The sequence below is a fragment of the Dietzia sp. IN118 genome (assembly GCF_032905965.1).
Taxonomy (GTDB): domain Bacteria; phylum Actinomycetota; class Actinomycetes; order Mycobacteriales; family Mycobacteriaceae; genus Dietzia; species Dietzia kunjamensis.
In genome coordinates, this window is sequence record NZ_JAUMSR010000001.1 from 3161738 (window position 1) to 3178606 (window position 16869).

21 protein-coding genes and 1 pseudogene are annotated in these 16869 nt (G+C 71.8%); 6 read left to right on the forward strand and 16 right to left on the reverse strand.

The features are described 5' to 3' along the window. The 5 genes and pseudogenes from Q2K20_RS15050 to Q2K20_RS15070 form a co-directional block, all read right to left on the reverse strand. Window positions 1-297, reverse strand: a pseudogene (locus Q2K20_RS15050) (transposase); the annotation flags it as partial. A gap of 267 nt (window positions 298-564) precedes the next feature. Continuing rightward, complete coding sequence (locus tag Q2K20_RS15055; RefSeq protein ID WP_096906278.1) at window positions 565-720, reverse strand: DUF6131 family protein; 156 nt, start codon at window positions 718-720, stop codon at window positions 565-567. Window positions 721-814: 94 nt separating this feature from the next. After that, entirely contained in the window at window positions 815-1477 is a 663-nt protein-coding gene (locus Q2K20_RS15060) for a TenA family protein (protein ID WP_069388764.1), read from the reverse strand. After that, entirely contained in the window at window positions 1474-2094 is a 621-nt protein-coding gene (locus Q2K20_RS15065) for a class I SAM-dependent methyltransferase (RefSeq protein ID WP_069388763.1), read from the reverse strand. The genes Q2K20_RS15060 and Q2K20_RS15065 overlap by 4 nt, the downstream gene beginning before the upstream one ends. Further along, on the reverse strand, window positions 2091-3119 hold the full coding sequence (locus tag Q2K20_RS15070) for an AraC family transcriptional regulator (RefSeq protein WP_069388762.1): 1029 nt from the start codon (window positions 3117-3119) through the stop codon (window positions 2091-2093). Before Q2K20_RS15070 ends, Q2K20_RS15065 begins: the two co-directional genes overlap by 4 nt. A gap of 102 nt (window positions 3120-3221) precedes the next feature. Between Q2K20_RS15070 and Q2K20_RS15075 the strand changes: the two genes are divergently transcribed. Next, a complete protein-coding gene (locus Q2K20_RS15075) occupies window positions 3222-3818 on the forward strand; it encodes a hypothetical protein (protein WP_317176909.1) in 597 nt (198 codons plus the stop codon). Window positions 3819-3935: 117 nt separating this feature from the next. After that, window positions 3936-5540 carry a fatty acid desaturase gene (locus Q2K20_RS15080; RefSeq protein WP_317176910.1) on the forward strand — a complete coding sequence of 535 codons (1605 nt, stop codon included), beginning with the start codon at window positions 3936-3938 and terminating at the stop codon, window positions 5538-5540. Window positions 5541-5547: 7 nt separating this feature from the next. Here Q2K20_RS15080 and Q2K20_RS15085 read toward each other — a convergent pair whose 3' ends face one another. Then, window positions 5548-6633 carry an NADH:flavin oxidoreductase/NADH oxidase gene (locus Q2K20_RS15085; RefSeq protein WP_069388761.1) on the reverse strand — a complete coding sequence of 362 codons (1086 nt, stop codon included), beginning with the start codon at window positions 6631-6633 and terminating at the stop codon, window positions 5548-5550. A gap of 85 nt (window positions 6634-6718) precedes the next feature. Between Q2K20_RS15085 and moaCB the strand changes: the two genes are divergently transcribed. Further along, entirely contained in the window at window positions 6719-7771 is a 1053-nt protein-coding gene (gene moaCB, locus Q2K20_RS15090) for a bifunctional molybdenum cofactor biosynthesis protein MoaC/MoaB (protein WP_269503042.1), read from the forward strand. Next, window positions 7768-8217 carry a molybdenum cofactor biosynthesis protein MoaE gene (locus Q2K20_RS15095; protein WP_069389777.1) on the forward strand — a complete coding sequence of 150 codons (450 nt, stop codon included), beginning with the start codon at window positions 7768-7770 and terminating at the stop codon, window positions 8215-8217. Before moaCB ends, Q2K20_RS15095 begins: the two co-directional genes overlap by 4 nt. Before the next feature lie 5 nt (window positions 8218-8222). Here the strand turns inward: Q2K20_RS15095 and Q2K20_RS15100 are convergent, their stop codons facing one another. Both Q2K20_RS15100 and Q2K20_RS15105 read right to left on the reverse strand, forming a co-directional pair. Beyond that, entirely contained in the window at window positions 8223-9761 is a 1539-nt protein-coding gene (locus Q2K20_RS15100; protein ID WP_317176911.1) for an HNH endonuclease signature motif containing protein, read from the reverse strand. A gap of 87 nt (window positions 9762-9848) precedes the next feature. Further along, entirely contained in the window at window positions 9849-10475 is a 627-nt protein-coding gene (locus Q2K20_RS15105; protein WP_317176912.1) for a nucleosidase, read from the reverse strand. Window positions 10476-10566: 91 nt separating this feature from the next. Between Q2K20_RS15105 and Q2K20_RS15110 the strand changes: the two genes are divergently transcribed. Continuing rightward, on the forward strand, window positions 10567-11232 hold the full coding sequence (locus Q2K20_RS15110; protein WP_069389678.1) for a hypothetical protein: 666 nt from the start codon (window positions 10567-10569) through the stop codon (window positions 11230-11232). Window positions 11233-11245: 13 nt separating this feature from the next. On the opposite strand, the gene thpR is transcribed toward Q2K20_RS15110, so the two are convergent. The 6 genes from thpR to Q2K20_RS15140 are packed head-to-tail and all read right to left on the reverse strand — an operon-like array spanning window position 11246 to window position 15156. After that, window positions 11246-11836: an RNA 2',3'-cyclic phosphodiesterase gene (gene thpR, locus Q2K20_RS15115; RefSeq protein ID WP_317176913.1), complete on the reverse strand. Its 591-nt coding sequence runs from the start codon at window positions 11834-11836 to the stop codon at window positions 11246-11248. Window positions 11837-11855: 19 nt separating this feature from the next. After that, a complete protein-coding gene (crcB, locus tag Q2K20_RS15120; RefSeq protein ID WP_069389739.1) occupies window positions 11856-12260 on the reverse strand; it encodes a fluoride efflux transporter CrcB in 405 nt (134 codons plus the stop codon). A 17-nt stretch (window positions 12261-12277) separates the two neighbouring features. Continuing rightward, window positions 12278-12703 (reverse strand): fluoride efflux transporter FluC, encoded by a 426-nt coding sequence (locus tag Q2K20_RS15125; protein ID WP_069389737.1) that lies wholly within the window; start codon window positions 12701-12703, stop codon window positions 12278-12280. Window positions 12704-12716: 13 nt separating this feature from the next. Further along, on the reverse strand, window positions 12717-13568 hold the full coding sequence (locus tag Q2K20_RS15130) for a maleylpyruvate isomerase family mycothiol-dependent enzyme (RefSeq protein WP_269504763.1): 852 nt from the start codon (window positions 13566-13568) through the stop codon (window positions 12717-12719). Continuing rightward, entirely contained in the window at window positions 13565-14422 is an 858-nt protein-coding gene (locus Q2K20_RS15135; RefSeq protein WP_269504762.1) for a thioesterase family protein, read from the reverse strand. The genes Q2K20_RS15130 and Q2K20_RS15135 overlap by 4 nt, the downstream gene beginning before the upstream one ends. After that, entirely contained in the window at window positions 14419-15156 is a 738-nt protein-coding gene (locus tag Q2K20_RS15140) for a TetR/AcrR family transcriptional regulator (protein WP_244200930.1), read from the reverse strand. The genes Q2K20_RS15135 and Q2K20_RS15140 overlap by 4 nt, the downstream gene beginning before the upstream one ends. Between Q2K20_RS15140 and Q2K20_RS15145 the strand changes: the two genes are divergently transcribed. Continuing rightward, window positions 15128-15319 carry a hypothetical protein gene (locus Q2K20_RS15145; protein ID WP_269504759.1) on the forward strand — a complete coding sequence of 64 codons (192 nt, stop codon included), beginning with the start codon at window positions 15128-15130 and terminating at the stop codon, window positions 15317-15319. The two genes, Q2K20_RS15140 and Q2K20_RS15145, sit on opposite strands and share 29 nt — an antisense overlap. Before the next feature lie 303 nt (window positions 15320-15622). Here Q2K20_RS15145 and Q2K20_RS15150 read toward each other — a convergent pair whose 3' ends face one another. Further along, window positions 15623-15970, reverse strand: coding sequence for a histone-like nucleoid-structuring protein Lsr2 (locus tag Q2K20_RS15150; protein ID WP_069389515.1), 348 nt, complete (start codon window positions 15968-15970; stop codon window positions 15623-15625). Between the two features lie 142 nt (window positions 15971-16112). After that, window positions 16113-16805 carry a sirohydrochlorin chelatase gene (locus Q2K20_RS15155; RefSeq protein WP_269504757.1) on the reverse strand — a complete coding sequence of 231 codons (693 nt, stop codon included), beginning with the start codon at window positions 16803-16805 and terminating at the stop codon, window positions 16113-16115. Window positions 16806-16869 lie beyond the last annotated feature (64 nt).

A 16869-nucleotide genomic window follows, 5' to 3' on the forward strand; every position in this document is an offset into this window, starting at 1 on the left:
GCCCAGTCGCTGCCACATCTGGTCCAGGGTCCAGGCCCCGCCGAGGCGACGCGAATCAAGGATCTCCACGTCCCCGCCCGCCACCGCGGCGGTGGCCTGCTCAGGCGTCAGGAACCGCGAGATCGAGGACACCAACCGCTCCAGTCCCTTGCGGTCGACCTGCTCGGCTCGGCCGAAGTTGTGGATCACCTTCGCCCTCGGAACGCCGGTATCCGGGTGACGTTCGTTGTGCGCCAGCTGCAGATACGACACCGTCGAGCCGTCCCGGTTGGTGCGCTTGGTCTGACGCAAGTACATGCCTACATGAAACCACGGACAACCGCCCATGGCCAGCCGAACACGCCGAAAGTCGTGTGCCTACAAGTAATCAGGATTCCAGACAGCATGCAAGGCCCTGACCAGGCACGGCCCGATCACGAACTACTACGAATGCCTACAAGCTGCGGAACTCCGGCCTGACCCGGCACAGCAGACGTGTAAATGAAGAGCGTCCGACGCACCCGCTACAAGCGGACTGTGCGCCGGACGCTCGTGCTCACCCCGGGTCAGATGTGACCCGGCGTGTCAGAACCAGTGTTTACGTCCACCGACCGCGCGGCCTGCCGCACCGAGGATGACGAGGATGACGCCGATCGCGATGAGCACGAGACCGATCGTCCAGAGGATGGGGATGTCCAAGAGGAATCCGAGGATCAAGAGAATCGCGCCAAGAATGATCATTTGTTCGTCCTTTCACCGTAATTTTTCGGGAACGACTGAGCGTACCCACGTCCCACAGAGTCCGCGACCGATCGCGCCCGGTCACGCCCGCGCCTCATCCCGTGCTGTCGAGCGCCTGCTGCCAGAAGTCGATCTCCAGCCGGGTGGCCGTGCGGAACACCTCGGTGAGCTCGTCGAGGCGGCGGTCGGTGAGCCCGCCGTCGGACAGCACGTCGAGCTGCTCGATCGCGGCGCCGGCGGCGGCGGTGAACTCCGCCCCCGAGTACTCGGAGATCCACTCGCCGTAGGGATGCTCGCCGTCGTGCTCGGCGAGCCGGGGCGCCAGGTGCGCGCCGATCTCGGCGTAACCGATCGTGCACGGGGCCAGCGCTACATGCAGGTCGAGCAGGTCCCCCGCCATGCCGGAGTCCAGCACGTACCGGGTGTAGGCGACGGTGGCCTGCTTCTCGGCGGCGGCCTCGAGTTCGGCGCGCGGGATTCCCCAGCGGTCGGTGAGCCGCAGGTGCAGTTCGGTCTCCGCGAGGATCGCGCCGGTCGCCCGGTGGGCGGCGGTGATGTCGGCGAGGGTGCGGCTCTTGTAGGCGGCGAGCGCGTTGGCGCGGGCGAATTGCACCAGGAAGTGGAAGTCCTGCACCAGGTAGTCCTGGAACACCGCGAGCGGCAGGGTGCCCTGCCCGAGCTCGGTGACGAACTCGTGTTCGGTATAGGCCTCCCACTCTGGACGGCAGCGGTCTTTCAGGGTCTCGAACAGGGTCACTCGGCTCTCCCGTCGTGGGCGGACATCAGGCGGGCGACGATCGCGCCGTGAGGTCGAGCTCCCGGCCCGGTCCGCGTGTAGGTCTCGATCACCTCGAAGTCTGCCATCCGCAACTCCTCCGACAGGGCCTCAACCGACCAGCGGTAGGCCCCGGCCACGGCGTGATCGAACCGTTCGACCTCCGCACCGTGGAAGAACCCGAGCAGTAGTCCGCCGCCGGGGCGCAGACACCGCGCCATCCGCAACAGCGTCGGTCGCACGGTGGCCGGTTCGTGGTGGATGAGCGAGTACCAGGCGAGAATCCCCGCGACCTCGCCGGGCGACCGGGGTAGCGCGTCGAGGTCACCCACCTCGAATCGACACCCGGGATGAGTTCGGCGGGCGTGACTCACGAACTCCGGTACCTGGTCGACTCCGCGCACGTCGACGCCCCGGGCCGCCAGGTGGCCCGTCCAGTGCCCTGGGCCGCAGCCTGCATCGATCAGCGGCCCGTCGAGCTGATCCGCCCAGCGCGCGACCAGCTCGAGGTCCGAGGGGTGGACCGACGCGATAGAACCGAGGTGGTCGATGTACTCCTGTGCGCGGCTCGAATACGCCGCTCCGACCTCCCCGGTCACGACGACCTCCCCCGTCGGCGACTCGGCTGTACACCCTCCCACCGGCGGAAACTGCGGGAGAAGGTCGCGGTCTCGGAGTAGCCCAGCTCGGCGGCCACCTCGGCCACCGGGACGTCGTGCACCAGCAGCTCGAGCGCCCGCTGATGCCGCACCTCGTCGACCAGCGTCCGATACGAGGTCCCTTCCGCTCCGAGGTGGCGTCGCAGGGTGCGGACATCGACGTGCAGTTCCGCCGCCACGTCCGCCATCGACGGCCAGGTTCCGCGCTCGTGCCGGAGCCGGCTGCGCACCTGGCCGGCCACGCCGACCCGCGCGAGCCTGTCGGCGAGGAGCGCGCGGCACTGCCGCTCGAACACTCGCGCCGTGTTCTCGTCGCCCTGCGGCAGCTCGGCCTCGAGGGCCTGTCGCGAGACGGTCAGCCGGTTGCGCGCGGCGTGCGGCGTGACCGTGTCCGGCGCCAGGCCCCACGCGTGCCCGACCAGCGCCGCGCTCTCCGGGCCGAGGGTCGTCTCGAGCGAGACCGGCCCCAGGTCGATCCGGGCACCGCGGAACGCCGCGGCCAACCCTGCCAGGTCCCGCTCCACGACGAAGGTGCGCACGTCGGCGGGGATCTGGTCGTCGGCGGCGACCAGGACCGCCCCGCCGTCCGGGCCGTCCACCTCGAGAGAGAACTGCACGTGGGTCGGGGACAAGGCGAGATAGGGGATCGCGCGATCGATCGCCGCCTGCACGGTGGGGCCCGCGAGCATCATGAAGCCGATGACGCCGGTCCGTCCGATGGTGGAGTGGGCACCGACGCCCGCCCCCAGCCCGGGCCGGTCTCCGAGGCGCGCGAGCAGGGTGCGAATCACCGTGAACTCCTGGTGCGCCCAGATCTGCGCGGTCTCGTCGTGGAGGTCGCCGGGATCGAGACCCGTGCCAGCCAGGCACTCCGTCGTCGTCATCCCGTGGGCCAGCCCGCCCTCCACCATGATGCGGACGCCCTCGGTGCCCCGCGGCACCGCCCATACCGGCGAGGAGTCCATCGGCCGACCGTAGCAACACCGGGCGGCGGATGTCCGAAAATGCCAACTCTGCGCCCGTTTGCGACCTTCCCGCGCCCGCGTCGGGTGGTTAGCGTCACAGTCATGACTCTCGCCGCACGCGCAGGAACCGCCCAGTCAGCCGGCCCCACCGGCCTCGCCGACGAGATCCGGGCGCTGTACGCGCGGGCCAAGGCCGCCGTCGGCGAGGACGACCTGGCGCACATCCGCAACGTCACCGCCTACGGCCGGGCGATCGACGCCCGTCGCCGCGAGTTGCTGCGCGAGGGCGGGCCGCGGGCGATCCGGCGGGCCACGGCGCTGGAGATGATGTACCGGCTCATGCAGTTCTCCGAGCTCGGGCACAACATCGTCCACGGCAGCTACGACCACCTGCCCGGCAACGGCGAATATCACTCCGACCGTTACGAGTGGGACTTCAACGTGGACGTCGACCACTGGAAGACGATGCATCACGTGGGCCACCACCCCAACACGAACATCGTCGGCAAGGACCACGACCTCGGCTACAGCATCTTCCGCGGCAGCGCCGGACAGGACTGGTACGGCCACCACCTCGGTCAGGTGGCGCTCATCTCGGCGCTGGCGGCAGCGGCCCCGGCAGCGGCTCCGTTCTTCCTGGCCAACATCGCCCGCAAGGTTTCCGGCGACCCGTTCTTCAGCGCCTACACCCTGCGCTAGCCCGCCCGGATCGCCGGACGCGACCTGAGGCGTCGCTTCATCGACGAACCGTTCCGCTCGGGGTGGAAGCCGCTGCCCACCCTGCTGGCCAACTACTCCGGCGGCGTCACCGGCTACATGGCCGTGTTGTTCCTCGTGTTCATCGAGCACCACGCCGGCGAGCTGGAGCTGTTCACCGACCCGGGCCCCGACGAGACCGCCGACCAGTACTACGAGCGACAGATCCGGGCGACCCGCAACTTCCTGCCCAGCACGCAGATGGACGACGCCCTCGCGCGGGTCCTGGAGGAGGAGGTGCCGTTCGCCGATCGCCCCGACCTGCGGATCTTCTACGGCGGCCTCGACACCCACGTCGAGCACCACCTCTTCCCCGACCTACCGCCGTCGATGCAGCGCCGGATCGCCCCGGAGGTTCGGGCCATCGCTGCCAAGTACGGGCTTCCGTACCACGAGACCCCGCTGCTGGAGACCGTGCCGCTGATCGCCAAAACGCTCACCGGGCTGTCGGTCCCGTTCGGCGAGCGCGAGTTCGGCCGCCCCTCGACACTGTTGCGCGACCCCGCCTCACTCGTACGCCGCGTGCGCGCCGGGCTGTCCTACAGGCCCCTGCCCGAGTCGCCGTACCTGGACAAGCCGCGCTTCCACAACGTGCCGGTCAGGGTCCTGTCCGCGACGCCCGTCGCCGACGGCCAGGCCGTGTCGGTGCGGTTGGCCCGCCCGCGCGGCTGGGAGGACATCGGGTGGGATGCCGGGGCGTACGTGTCGCTCCGGGTCGCCGGCGGAGGCGATCACGGCGGCGATGGTCAGGGCGGCGAGGAGTCGGTCCGCCAGTACAGCCTGGTCCGCGACAGTTCGGACGCGGAGGGGGATGCCGGGGGCGCCATGGAGATCTGCATCAAGCGGGTCGAGGGCGGGCGGGTGTCCACCCGGCTCAACGACTCGTTGCGCGCGGGCGACCACGTGACACTGGTCGGCGTGCCGCAGTCCTCGGGCGACTTCCCGACGCCCTCGCCGGGTGCGAAATCCCTGCACATCGCCGGCGGGGTGGGGATCACCCCGATCATCAGTCTGTTGCGCCGCATCGCCCGCGACGCGCGCCGCGGCCAGCCCGACGGAGCCACCGGTACCCGCCCCGACGCGACGCTGCTGTACGTCAACCGCGACGACCGCTCGATCATCTTCGAGTCCGAACTCCGCGAGCTCGCCCGCGACTCCGGCATCACCCTGCACCTGTTCACCGATGCACCGTCCGCGCGCGAGGACCTCTCCACCTGCCGACTCGGCCCAGAGCTCCTGCAGCGCGTGGTCCCCGACGCCGCCGATCGCGAGACCTACGTGTGTGCCCCGGCCGCGCTCATCGACCTGACGCGCGGGTGGCTGCGTGACCTGGGCCAGCCGGCCGGGCGGTTCCACGCCGAATCGTTCACCGCGCCCGAACTGGACCGGCCCGACGACGACGGCAGTCGCTACACCGTCCGTTTCCGCCGCACCGGCACGGCGGTGGAGATCGACGGTGCCACCACCCTGCTCGAGGCGGCCGGCCGCGCCGGGATCGCCGTCCCCACCGGCTGCCAGCGCGGGCTGTGCAAAGCGTGTGTGACGCCCAAGCTCAGCGGCACCATCCGCGCGGAGGCCGCCGACCGTGCACCCGGCGCCGTCGCGCAGGAGCGCGTCACCGTCTGCACCGCGCTGGCCTGCTCGGACGTCGAGCTGGATCTCTAGTCGGCCGTCACCACTTCCCGCGCGTGTACTGCGGCGGGTACGGGGCCCGCCGCCAGTCCAGGCCGAGTTCGGCAGCCGCGCGCTGTGGCCAGGCGGGCTCGCGCAGTGCGGCGCGCCCGAGGAACACCACGTCAGCGCGCTCGTCGACCAGCAGCTGTTCGGCGTACTCCGGGTCACTGATGAGCCCCACGGCGCCCGCCAGGACTGCACCCGACGCGCGCACCTCCTCGGTCAGCGGCACCTGGTAGCCCTGCTCCAGTTCGACCGGCGGCCGGTCGGGGGTGTTGGCGGCCGAGGAGACGTCCACCAGGTCGACCCCGTGCTCGGCGAGCCGGCCCGCCAACCAGCGCGAATCCTCCGGGGTCCAGCCGCCGGGCACCCAATCCGTGGCCGAGATCCGGACGAACAGTGGCTTACCTTCCGGCCACACCTGCCGCACCGCGTCGCAGATCTCCAGCAGCAGCCGGGCCCGGTTGTCGCGCGAACCGCCGTAGGAGTCGTCCCGCTCGTTGGACAGCGGCGAGAGAAACTCGTGGATGAGGTACCCGTGGGCGGCGTGGATCTCCACGACGTCGAACCCGGCGTGGTCGGCGCGGCGGGCGGCGTCAGCGAACGCGGTCACCACCGCGCGGATCCCGTCGACGTCCAGCGCCTCCGGTGTGGTCATGTCACCGAACCCGATCGCCGAGGGCGCGACCGTCGTCCACGCACCCTCCTCGGGCGGAAGTGAGCCGACCGGGTATCCGGGCCACGCCCGGTACGCCGACGCCTTCCGCCCGGCGTGCGCCAGTTGGATGCCGATCGCCGCCCCCTGGGAGTGCACGAAGTCCACGATGGGCGCCCACGCATCGCGCTGCGTGTCGTTCCACAGCCCGGCGTCCTCGGGACTGATCCGCCCCTCCGGCACCACCGCCGAGGCCTCCGCGAGGATCAGGCCGAACCCGCCCTGCGCCCGCGCGCCCAGGTGCACGAGATGCCACGGCGTGGGCACCCCGTCACGGTCCTCGCACGAGTACTGGCACATCGGCGAGAGCCACACCCGGTTCCGGATCTCGAGGTCGCGGATACGGATCGGTTCGAAGAGCATCGCCATGTCGGCGATTAAACCCGCATCCCGTGACGCCCCGCCTCGCCGCACCCCCGGAGCCCGCCGCACCCGGCCGACTACCGTGAACGGCATGACTGACGCGCCGACCGGACAGGGCTCATCACCCGAGCCGCAGCTCACCCACCTCGACGCCGAGGGCCGCGTGCGCATGGTCGACGTCGGCGACAAGGCCGTCACCACCCGGACCGCCACGGCCGAGGGGGTCTTCCGCACGCGCCCCGACGTCGTGACCATGGTCGCAGGAGACTCGCTGGGCAAAGCCGACGTCCTGGCCACCGCCCGCCTGGCCGGGATCGGCGCGGCCAAGAAGACCTCCGAGCTCATCCCGCTGTGCCACCAGATCCCGCTGAACTCGGTCAAGGTGCACTTCGACCTCGACGACGAGGCCGGCGAGATCCACGTGAAGGCCACCGCCAAGACGACGGGCAGGACGGGTGTCGAGATGGAAGCCCTGACCGCCGTCTCCGTGGCCGGGCTGACGCTGCACGACATGGTCAAGGCCGTCGACCCGCTCGCCACCATGGACGGGGTCCGCCTCGCCGCCAAGACGGGCGGCAAACGCGGTGACTGGACGCGAGAATCCGAGGAGGCGACCGGGAACGACGACGAGGTGACGCGCGCGAACACCGGGCCCGCCGCGCTCGATTCCGGCCGAAGTGGTGTCGTCGTCGTCTCCTCCACCGCCGCCGCGCACGGCCACCGCGAGGACACCACCGGCCCCGCCATCGAGGGTTGGCTCCTCGAGCGCGGTTTCTCGCCGGTCGAGGTGCACGTGGTGGCCGACGCCGACATCGCCACGGCCGTCACCGAGCACGTCCGCCGCTCCCCCGCGGTCCTGTTCACCACCGGCGGCACGGGGGTCGCCCCGGACGACCGCACGCCGGAGGCCACCGCGCCGCACCTGGAGCTGGAGCTGCCGGGGGTCGCCGAGGCGATGCGGGCCCGCGGCCTGGCGGCCACGCCGACGGCGGCGATGAGCCGCGGGCTCGCGGGCTTCGCCGGACGTACCCTGGTGGCGAACCTGCCGGGCTCGACGGGCGGAGTCCGCGACGGGTTGGCGGTCCTCGACGACCTGCTCGAGCATCTGCTCGACGTCCACGCCCACGGAGGAGAACACCGATGAGCTCCAGTCCGCTGGTGGACATCACCGACCGGGAGATCGACCCGCGCGAGGTCGAGAAGGCCGTGTGGACCAGCGCCGACGGGGCGATGGTGACGTTCTCCGGCGTCGTGCGCGACCACGACGGGGGCCGCGAGGTCCACGACATCGAGTATTCGGCCCACCCCACGGCCCGCGACACGCTCGCCCGGCTCTGCGACGAGGTCGCGGCCGAGCACACCTCGGCGGCCGATTCCGGGCGCACCGTCCGCGTCTCCGCCGTCCACCGCGTGGGCGTGCTGCCGGTGGGCGAGGTCGCGGTGGTCGTGGTCGCCGTGGCTCCGCATCGGGCCGAGGCGTTCGCGGCGTGCTCGGAGCTCATCGAGCGTCTCAAGCACGGGGTGCCCATCTGGAAACGGCAGCGCTTCACCGACGGCGTCTCCGAATGGGTGGGCGTCGGCGACTGCTGAGGCGGTCAGGCCGGCCGTCTGCGGGGTCCGTGCCGGGTGTGGCCCGGAGGATTGATGAGTGTGCCGTCGTCGGCGACGATGCGGTCGGCGAAGGCGTTCCACTCGCGTTCCCAGATGGCGTCACGGGCACGGGCCAAGGGGCCCTTGGGTCTGGTGCGGTGTTCGTGTCCGGTGTCGGTGATGATGACGAGTTCACCCAACGGCCCGGACCGGTAGGCGTTGGTCCCGAACGTCTTCTCCCGGTGGTGTTTGCGGCACAGGCAGACGAGGTTCCACTCGGTGGTCGGCCCGCCGAGCTCGGGGTCCTTCGTGTTGAACGCGATCACATGGTCCACGTCGCAGGCCTCGGCGGGAACCGAGCATCCCGGGTGGCGGCAGGTGCCGTCGCGCATGCGGATTCGCTCGGCCATCGCCGGGGTGATCACGTAGCGCAGGGCGTGCTCGGGGGAGTCGAGCACGCCGGGGGCGGGGTCGATGAGCTCGAACCGCACGCTCGCGTCGTCGCCCTCGAGCAGTTCCGTGCAGAGCCATTCGACGCTGCTGTAGGTGCCGTGGACGAACTCGACGCGGTTGGGCAGGCCCCGGGCCGCGGAGGCGATCACGCTGATGCGGATCGGCTGACCGGCCCGCGCGGCGTTGCCCAGCGTGGGCCGGGGGAGGTCCGCCCCGAGCCTGACGTCGCCGAGTTCGATGCCGTCGTGCTCGGACGCAGGGGCAGCGGCAGGGTCGGTCGCGCAAGGGCTGGTCGCGGACGGGTCACCAGCAGGCGGATAGACGGCGAGCGCGGCGAGGGCGTCGGCGCGGAGCTGATCCAGGGAACCGTCCAGTCCGTCCGCCGAGGCGGCTGACGCATCGGTCTCGATGCGACGACGGAGGAGTTCGGCATCGGCGGCGGTGAGCTTGGCCCACATCGTGGCCATGCCGTTCCGGTCGCCGCGGAATCGGACCGAGCGGGTGGCGGCCGCCGCGGCGGCGGCGTCCTGCGCGGCAGCCGGGTCGTGTCGCTCCACGGCGTCATCGATCGCCGAGTCCACCGCGTTGCGGGTCGGCCGGTCGCCACCGTCGAGATCGCCTGTGAAGCGCGCGACCACCTCGTCCTCCACGGCCGACACGATCGCGTCGGACACCTCCGCCAGGCGACACGCGATATCGACCGCCAACTGCTCGGGCAGCAGCCCGCGGTCGACCGTGGATCGCAGACGGGGCAGCCGCCGGTGGATCTGCGTCCCGGCCGTCACCAACCGCGCGGCGTGCCAGCACGTGAGCTGACACGCCGCCACGAGGTGATCGCGGGCCCGCGCCTCCGGATCCAGCCGGGCGTACGCGGGCCGGCGCGAACCGGCGCCGGCCTCGTCGGCCTGCTCCGCCTGTGCCTGGGCGGACCGGGCGAACTGTTCGACCAGGACATGCGCCGCCTCCAGCCGCGTGGCCCCGGCGCGGTTCTGCGCCAGCGTCGCGGCACGGGCCGCCTCGCTGACGGCCTCCATGTCGACCATGCCGAGGGGCTCGGGTACGGCGAACAGCGAACTCGTCGTCGTCACCATTCCACCCCTCCGCCACCGACATCGAACCTACATTCGACAGTACCCGCACCGGCGCATTAGTACAAGGGTTCGATCATCTTCGATCACTCACCCCAACCGGGTACCCACCCACTGCGCCAGGATCCGCGCGCAGGCGTCGACACCCTCGACCCACGTGGTGCCCGCGGACTCGTCGGCGGCATCCGAGACGTGCTTGACCAGTCGCGTGAGCACGCCCACCATCGCGCCCGCCGCGGCCACCGCATACCCCTCCATGTCCACCAGGTCGGCGATCCCGGCCAGGCGGTCCCGCACCGGGCCGCCCGCGACGAAACTGTCGCCGGTTGCGAGCACTGGCGCAGCCGATCCCCCGGGCCCCGACGGCGCGGCGGCGTGCTCGGGGGTCACCGCGCGCGTGGCGGACAGCGCCAGCGGCGGGCCGTCGTGCCGGCCGGTGACGGCGTGCAGGGCGGGGTCGTCGAAGTCGTGCTGGAACACGGTCACGATCTCGTGCGTGCCCTCCATCCCCGGGTGCAGCCCGCCGGCCGTGCCCACGTTGACCAACTCCCGGGGCCGGGCTCCGCCACCGAGCGCGTGCGCGACGGCCACGGCCGCGCGCACCTTGCCGACGCCGGTCACGAGCACTGGGAAGTCGGTGACGAAGTGCCGTGCCTCCTGCTCCAGCGCGACGACGACGAGAGGGTGAGCCGGATCGACGGTCCCGATGAGTTCCACGCGCCATACGGTAGCCGTCGCGGGGCCCACCCGAGTCCGCCGCCGGGCCTACGGTGGAGTCGAACCACCCCGAGGGAAGAGGTCGTCCGCGATGTCCGTCCATGCCGCGCCCGTCACCACAGCACCCGTCACTACAGCGACCGCCGCCCGGCGCCGCGCCCTGCTCGCCCTTCCGGCGGCCGCGTTGCTCGCCTCCGCCGGCTGCTCGAACGGCACCGAGGACGCACAGGCGCCCGAGACCGTCACGGCCACGGTCAGTGCCCCCGTCGAGGTCAGCTCCCCGGCCACCGAGCAACCCGCCGGCGACCGCCGGGACCAGGCCACCGACTTCGACCGCGCCAACTGCGACACCGAAGTCTCCGGGCAGGACGTCACCGGCGACGTCACCGTCCGCGACGGGCAGACGTGCGTCCTGACCGACCTCACCGTCACCGGCGACATCGACGTGCTCGGTGGCGGCCGACTCGAGACGACGAACGTCCGCGTCACCGGGGACGTCGAGGCCGAGGGGCACGCCTTCGTCCTGGTCTCCGGCGGCGAGGTAGCCGGGTCGATCGAGCTGGACCGCGGTGGCGAGGCGATCGTGGAGAACGTCCGCATCGGCGACAGTCTGGAGTCGGAGCGCAACTCCGGCCCGCAGCGGTTCGAGGGCAACACGATCGGCGGGGATCTCGAGTGCGAGGCCAACGCCCAGGCCCCGACTGGTGGCGGGAACCAGGTCGGCGGCGCGCGCGAAGGCCAGTGCGCAACGCTCTGACCGACTGCCCGATTCACCCCCCGGGCGGGTCCCACCAGCGTCGCTCGCCCGCACCCAGCGGTAACCGGGCCACGACCTCGTGGCGGGCCCGGCCCCGCGGCCCCTCGCCGAGGAACGAGTCGACGAGCGCGATCTCGGAGACCTCCCACCGTCTGCTCGTGAAGGTGTCGAGCACCCGCAGCCAGGCGGTCGCATCGTCGCGGCCGCCGAGCCGGGCGAGCGTGAGGTGCGGACGGAACCGGGCGCCGTCCGGGGCGCAGCCCGCCGCACTGGCGGCCGAGCGGACGCCCGCCGCCAGTGCGTTGAGAGGCCGCTCCTCGGGCTGATCGACCCCCGCCCACAACACCTTGGCCCGCTCGACGGACGGGAACGCCCCCGCGCCGGCCAGTCGTAGCGTGAACGGCTCGTGCCTCCGGGCGACCGCCTCCACACGCTCGATCAGCTCGTCGAGGCGCCAGTCGTCGACGTCGGGACAGAACGTCAGGGTGAGGTGCCACTGGGCGGGGTTGGTCCACGCCAGACCCGACCGCGGTTCGAGGAACCGTTCCAGTTCCTCGCGAACCTCGTCGGGCGGCGCGACCGCGACGAACATCCGATGCCCCATCACTACACCGTGCCCATCACTACACCGTGGCCCACCACTCGCCCAGCCACAAGCCCGACGCGGCCGCGGCGATCGTCGCGGCCATCGTGCCCACCGCGTAGGCCAGCGCCATGACGACCCGCCCCTCCCGGCCGAGGCGGAGCGTGTCGTAGCTCGCGGTGGAGAACGTCGTGTACCCGCCGAGGAGACCTGTGCCGATCACGGAGACGGCCAGTGACCACCCCGGCTTCGCCGCGCCGGCGTAGAACCACCCCACGAGCAGGCCGAGGGCCAGTGAACCCGACACGTTGATGAGGAACGTCGCCAGCGGGAACGGGCGCCGCCAGCGCGACGACACCGCCACGTCCAGCACGTACCGCAGTGCCGCGCCGGCGCCCCCTCCCAGCGCGAGCCACCCGGCCAGGGCGGCGTCATCCCACGTCATGGGCACCACGGTGATGTTCACGAGGTCGCCCGCGCCCGGTCTGGTCGCCCCCGGGACGCCAGGACGATCCCGAGCATCGTCGCCACCGCGCCCAGCGCCAGCGTGGTGGCGCCGTAGAGGACGGCCACGGGGACATCGCCCCGGCCCATGAGCATCGCGGCCTGCAGGGCGATGAGGGAGTAGGTGGTGAATCCCCCGCAGAAGCCGGTCCCGAGCAGCAGTCGCACACCTCGTCGTCGTTCCCGGCCGGGGCGAGCACCATCCCGGTCAGCACCGTCGGCGAGCCGGGTCGCCAGGTACCCGAGCGCGAACGCGCCCACCAGGTTCACGGCGAGGGTCGCCACCAGCGCCGGATCGGGGACCACCAGTGACACCACGACGCGCGCGTAGGTCCCGGCCGCGCCACCGAGCGCGACCAGTGCCACCGCGGCGGGGAACCTCACTGCGTCGGTCCGCTCACGTGGACAGTCCGGCCTCCAGGGCGGCGTCGAGGCCGTTGCGATCACCGGTGATCTCCAGGCCCGCGGCGTCGGCGCCGACGCGGCCCCACAGCAGCAGGGAGAGGGTCTCCGGCGGCCCCGCCACCTCGACAACGCCCGTGGAGTCGGGGCCCGCACCGTCCGTACCGGGCAGCTCCCACTCCAGCGCGCCGAGGGCGCCCGCCCCGACCGGCTCGGCGCCCGCGGCGAGGCCCACCGCGGCCGGACCTTCCGGGGCGTGGGGGACGCCCCGGAGGCGGATCGTCACCGCGAGCGGCGGCACGTGGGCGGCCATGTGCGGGCGCATGACGGTACAGAACTCGTCGATCGTGTCGACCGCGACGTCCTCCGGCACGGGCGTCGTCGCGGCGGCACCGTGCAGGGCGTTCTCGACGTCCCAGCGGTGGACGAAGGTCTCGTGGAGCTGGCGCCGCGGCCAGAAGTCGGCGCGGCCCGGGCCGGAGAAGGTCCAGACCAGGGCGTCGGGGGCCGTGTCGGTGAACGTCGCCATCATCTCGGCGGTGAGACCGGAGTACCAGTCGGCAAGCGCGGCGGCGCCCTCGGTCACCGGCGGCGCGGACTCCATGACCGCTCCCCTGCCCCCGGTCCGGGTGTCGGGCGTGGCCTCGCGGACCGTGGCGGCGCCCCACCAGTTGACCGCGCCCAGGTGGACCACCAGGTCGTGCACGGTCCAGCCCGGGCACGAGACCACCGGGGCGGTGACGTCCGCACCGGTCCCGAGCCCGTCCCCGGCCAGGGCGTACCGCACCAACCCGACCTGCGCCTCGAGCGCGTCGAGCATCCTGGAATAGGCGAGCCGGGAGGTCATACGCGCGTCGCCTCGTCGGACCCGGGGCGGTCGTTGCCGTCCGCCCGGCGGCGGGTGAAGTCGATCTGTCGCCCCGCGTTGGACACCGCCACCACGGTGCCGGTGCCGAAGATGCCGTCGCGGTCGAACAACGAGGCCGTGCCCACGGCCACGCCGTCCGCGCTGACGTGCTCGTCGGCCTCGATCCCGATGTCCCCCGACCGGGGCAGCCGGGCCAGCGCCACGGTGAGGTCGGCGTTGATGAAGCCGATCCCCTCGTCGCCCCAGTGCGTCATGAGGCTCGTGGACTCGGACACGATCACGGCCCGCTGGAACGGGGAGGCCGCCTCCCCCTCCACCACGTCCAGCGGGTGGATCCAGAAGCGCTTGCGCTGGTCGTTCTGGTGCACGCCCATGTCGCGGTCCCACGACGGGCCGGGCTCGCCGCTGCCGAAGAACACGTTGGTCCCCGGCCCGGTCTCCCCCGGATCCGCGTCGGCCGGCACCGCGAGCTCCCGGCCGGACCGCCACACCGTCCCCGGTGGCTGTTCACCGCGGCGCAGCTGGACGAACGTGGCGCGGGCGACGGCCTTGTCCCCCTGGATCAGCCGCGCGTCGGCCACGCGGATGCGGTTGCCGCTGCGGATCTCCTCGGTCTGCACGACCAGGGGTTCGTTGCGCACCGGCGCGAACAGGTCCACCGTGAGGCGGGCGGGCTGGAACTCCTCGGCACCGAACTCGTGCTCGAGCGACCGGGCGGCCGCCACCACGACGGCCGGGCCGTTGACCATGCTGTCCGACCAGGCGCTGCGGGCGTACCGGGTGGGCAGGTACGCCCCGCTGTCGTCCAGGGTGAAGAAGGCGCGTTCGCTCATCGGGCCACCCCGTCCGTGCCGGTGGCGCCGGCGTACGCGCCGAACCCGGCCGAGCCGCCCGCCGACCCCGCCGCCCACGACCGCAGGATCGCCGCGAGCTGCGTCTCGAAGTACTGCTCGGCGCTGGGCGAGGACCGCCACACACTCAGCTCCAGCGACACGACCCCGTGCAGCGACGCCCAGATCGTGGTGGCGGTCTCGTGCACGTCGGCCGACCGGAACACGCCCTCGTCGACGGCCGCGTCGACCACCTCGAGCAGCGGTTCGCGCCACAGCGCGTCGACGGTGCTGTCCCCACCCCTGCCGTCCCCGGCCCCGGCGATCCCGGCTCGCGGCGACCGCACCGGCTCGCCCACGACCAGCCCGTACAGGCCCTGGTTCTCCAGTGCCCACCGCCGGTACGCGCGGCACAGCGACCGCATGTCGCCCTCGACGCTGTCGTGCCGCAGCGACTCGCGCAGGGCGGCCGCCAGTTGCCGGTCGGCCTCGTGCGCGACGGCCGCGAGCAGGCCGGACTTGCCGCCGAACATCGTGTAGATCGCCGTGGTGGAGGTGCCCTGGGAGGCGGCGAGCGGCCGCAGTCCCAGCGTCTCCGGCGCCGCGTCCCGGAGCCGTCGCGTGGCCTCGTCGAGGATCCCCCGGCGCAGCGCCTCGTCGTACTGGGCGTGGTGTGGGGCGCGGGTCGCGGCCTGGGTCGAGGCGCGGGTGGCCGCGCGCGGCGAGGAAGGGGTCACCCCGGCAGGGTACGACGACGACGACGACATCGGCGTCATAGCGGCGTGGCGTGTCGCGGCGGACGCCGTGATGCCGATGTCGTGGCGCCGCCATCACACCCGCGCCCCGCGCCGGGCCGGCGCCGCCGAGCACGCCGTGGCAACGGTGTCCCACCTGCTGTGACGGTGTTCCGGTCCACGCATGGCTGCGCGTCGGCTTCGGTCCGTTCCGGACGCACGACCCGGCTGAACCAGGACAAGGGAATTCGGCGCCGGGCCGGGCAACTCGAGAGAGTCGGCGGGCCCCGAGCGGTCAGCGTGCGAAAAGGTCAGCGTGCGAAAAGGTCAGCGTGCGAAAAGAAAGGCCCGCAGCCCCTCGCGGGGACTGTGGGCCTTACCTTTGCACGCGATTCCAGTTCGTCGCCTCGTCGAGTGGCGACAGGGTTAGTCCGCGTCCGTGTGTTGGTCGTACAGACCGGTGTCCGTATCAGTTGGCCGCGGCGTAGGCGTCCATGATGTCGGACGGAATTCGGCCGCGGTCGGAGACCTCGTAACCGTTGCTGCGGGCCCATTCGCGAATCGCCTTGGTATCGCCCGAGGACGACGACGACTTGGCCGCGGCCCGGCGTGCAGGCTTGGCCTTGCCACTGGACGAGACACGATGGCCGTTCTCCACGTACGGAGCCATTACCTCGCGGAATTTCTCAGCATTCTCGTCGCTGAGGTCGATCGTGTATTCCTTACCGTCGAATGCGAACGTGATCGTATTGGCGTCGCTGCCGAGATCCGTTCCGTCGAGGTCGTCGATGTACTGCACCTGGAACTGCTGTGCCATGTGTTCTTCTCCCTTGGCCGGCTCTGCTCTCTATATGAAGACATTATGCACCGGGAGGTCGACATACGCACACGCATGTTTTGGGTAACACTTCTCGACAATGTTTTCAGTGCTGAACTTTCCGGGGATATTCCACAGTTGTTCAGTGACCGAGAGAGCCGGAATTCTCGCGATATCTCCGCACGATGAGATCGACGATTTCCGGGTGTGCGCCGAGTGGTGGAGAGACGATATCCCCGCCTGCCGCGGCCATTCGATCGGCGAAGAAACCGGGGGCGAGAAGGTGGGTCGCGACCGCCACCCGTCGTCGCCCCTCGGTGCGGAACTGTTCGACCGCCTCGGCGACGGTCGGGACCGCCGCGGAAGCGAAACCGGAGATCACCGGCACGCCCATGAGGTCGGAGAGCCTGGCGGCGAGCGCCCTCGTCTCCGCGATCGACGACGCGTTCTTACTCCCCGCCGCGCCCAGGACCACGGCGTCCGCGCCGAATGCGCCCACCGCGCCGGCCTCGGCGAGCCGCTGCATCAGCGCCCGCACGACCTCCGGTTCCGCGCCGAGGTGCGGCGTCTGGACGACCGTGCCGGGCGCGTCGCGGCAGGCCTGCCCGACGTCGTGGGTGACGTGGTAGCCGCGGGCGAGAAAGGCCGGGACCACGACCGTCGGTGCGCCGTCGGCGAGTATCCGGCCCGGGCCGGGTGACTGGACGTCCACCCAGGACAGTCGGCAGTCCACGCCGGCCAGCTGTTTACGCGCTTCCAGCAGGACCCGACCCAGCACGCGGCGGCCGGCCGCCGCCCGGGTGCCGTGGGCGACCAGCAGGAGGCGGGGGTTCATGACGTCATCCCGGGAGCGCTCACCCTTCGAGCATGCCGCAATCCGGGTGCGGGGCGGCACCCGC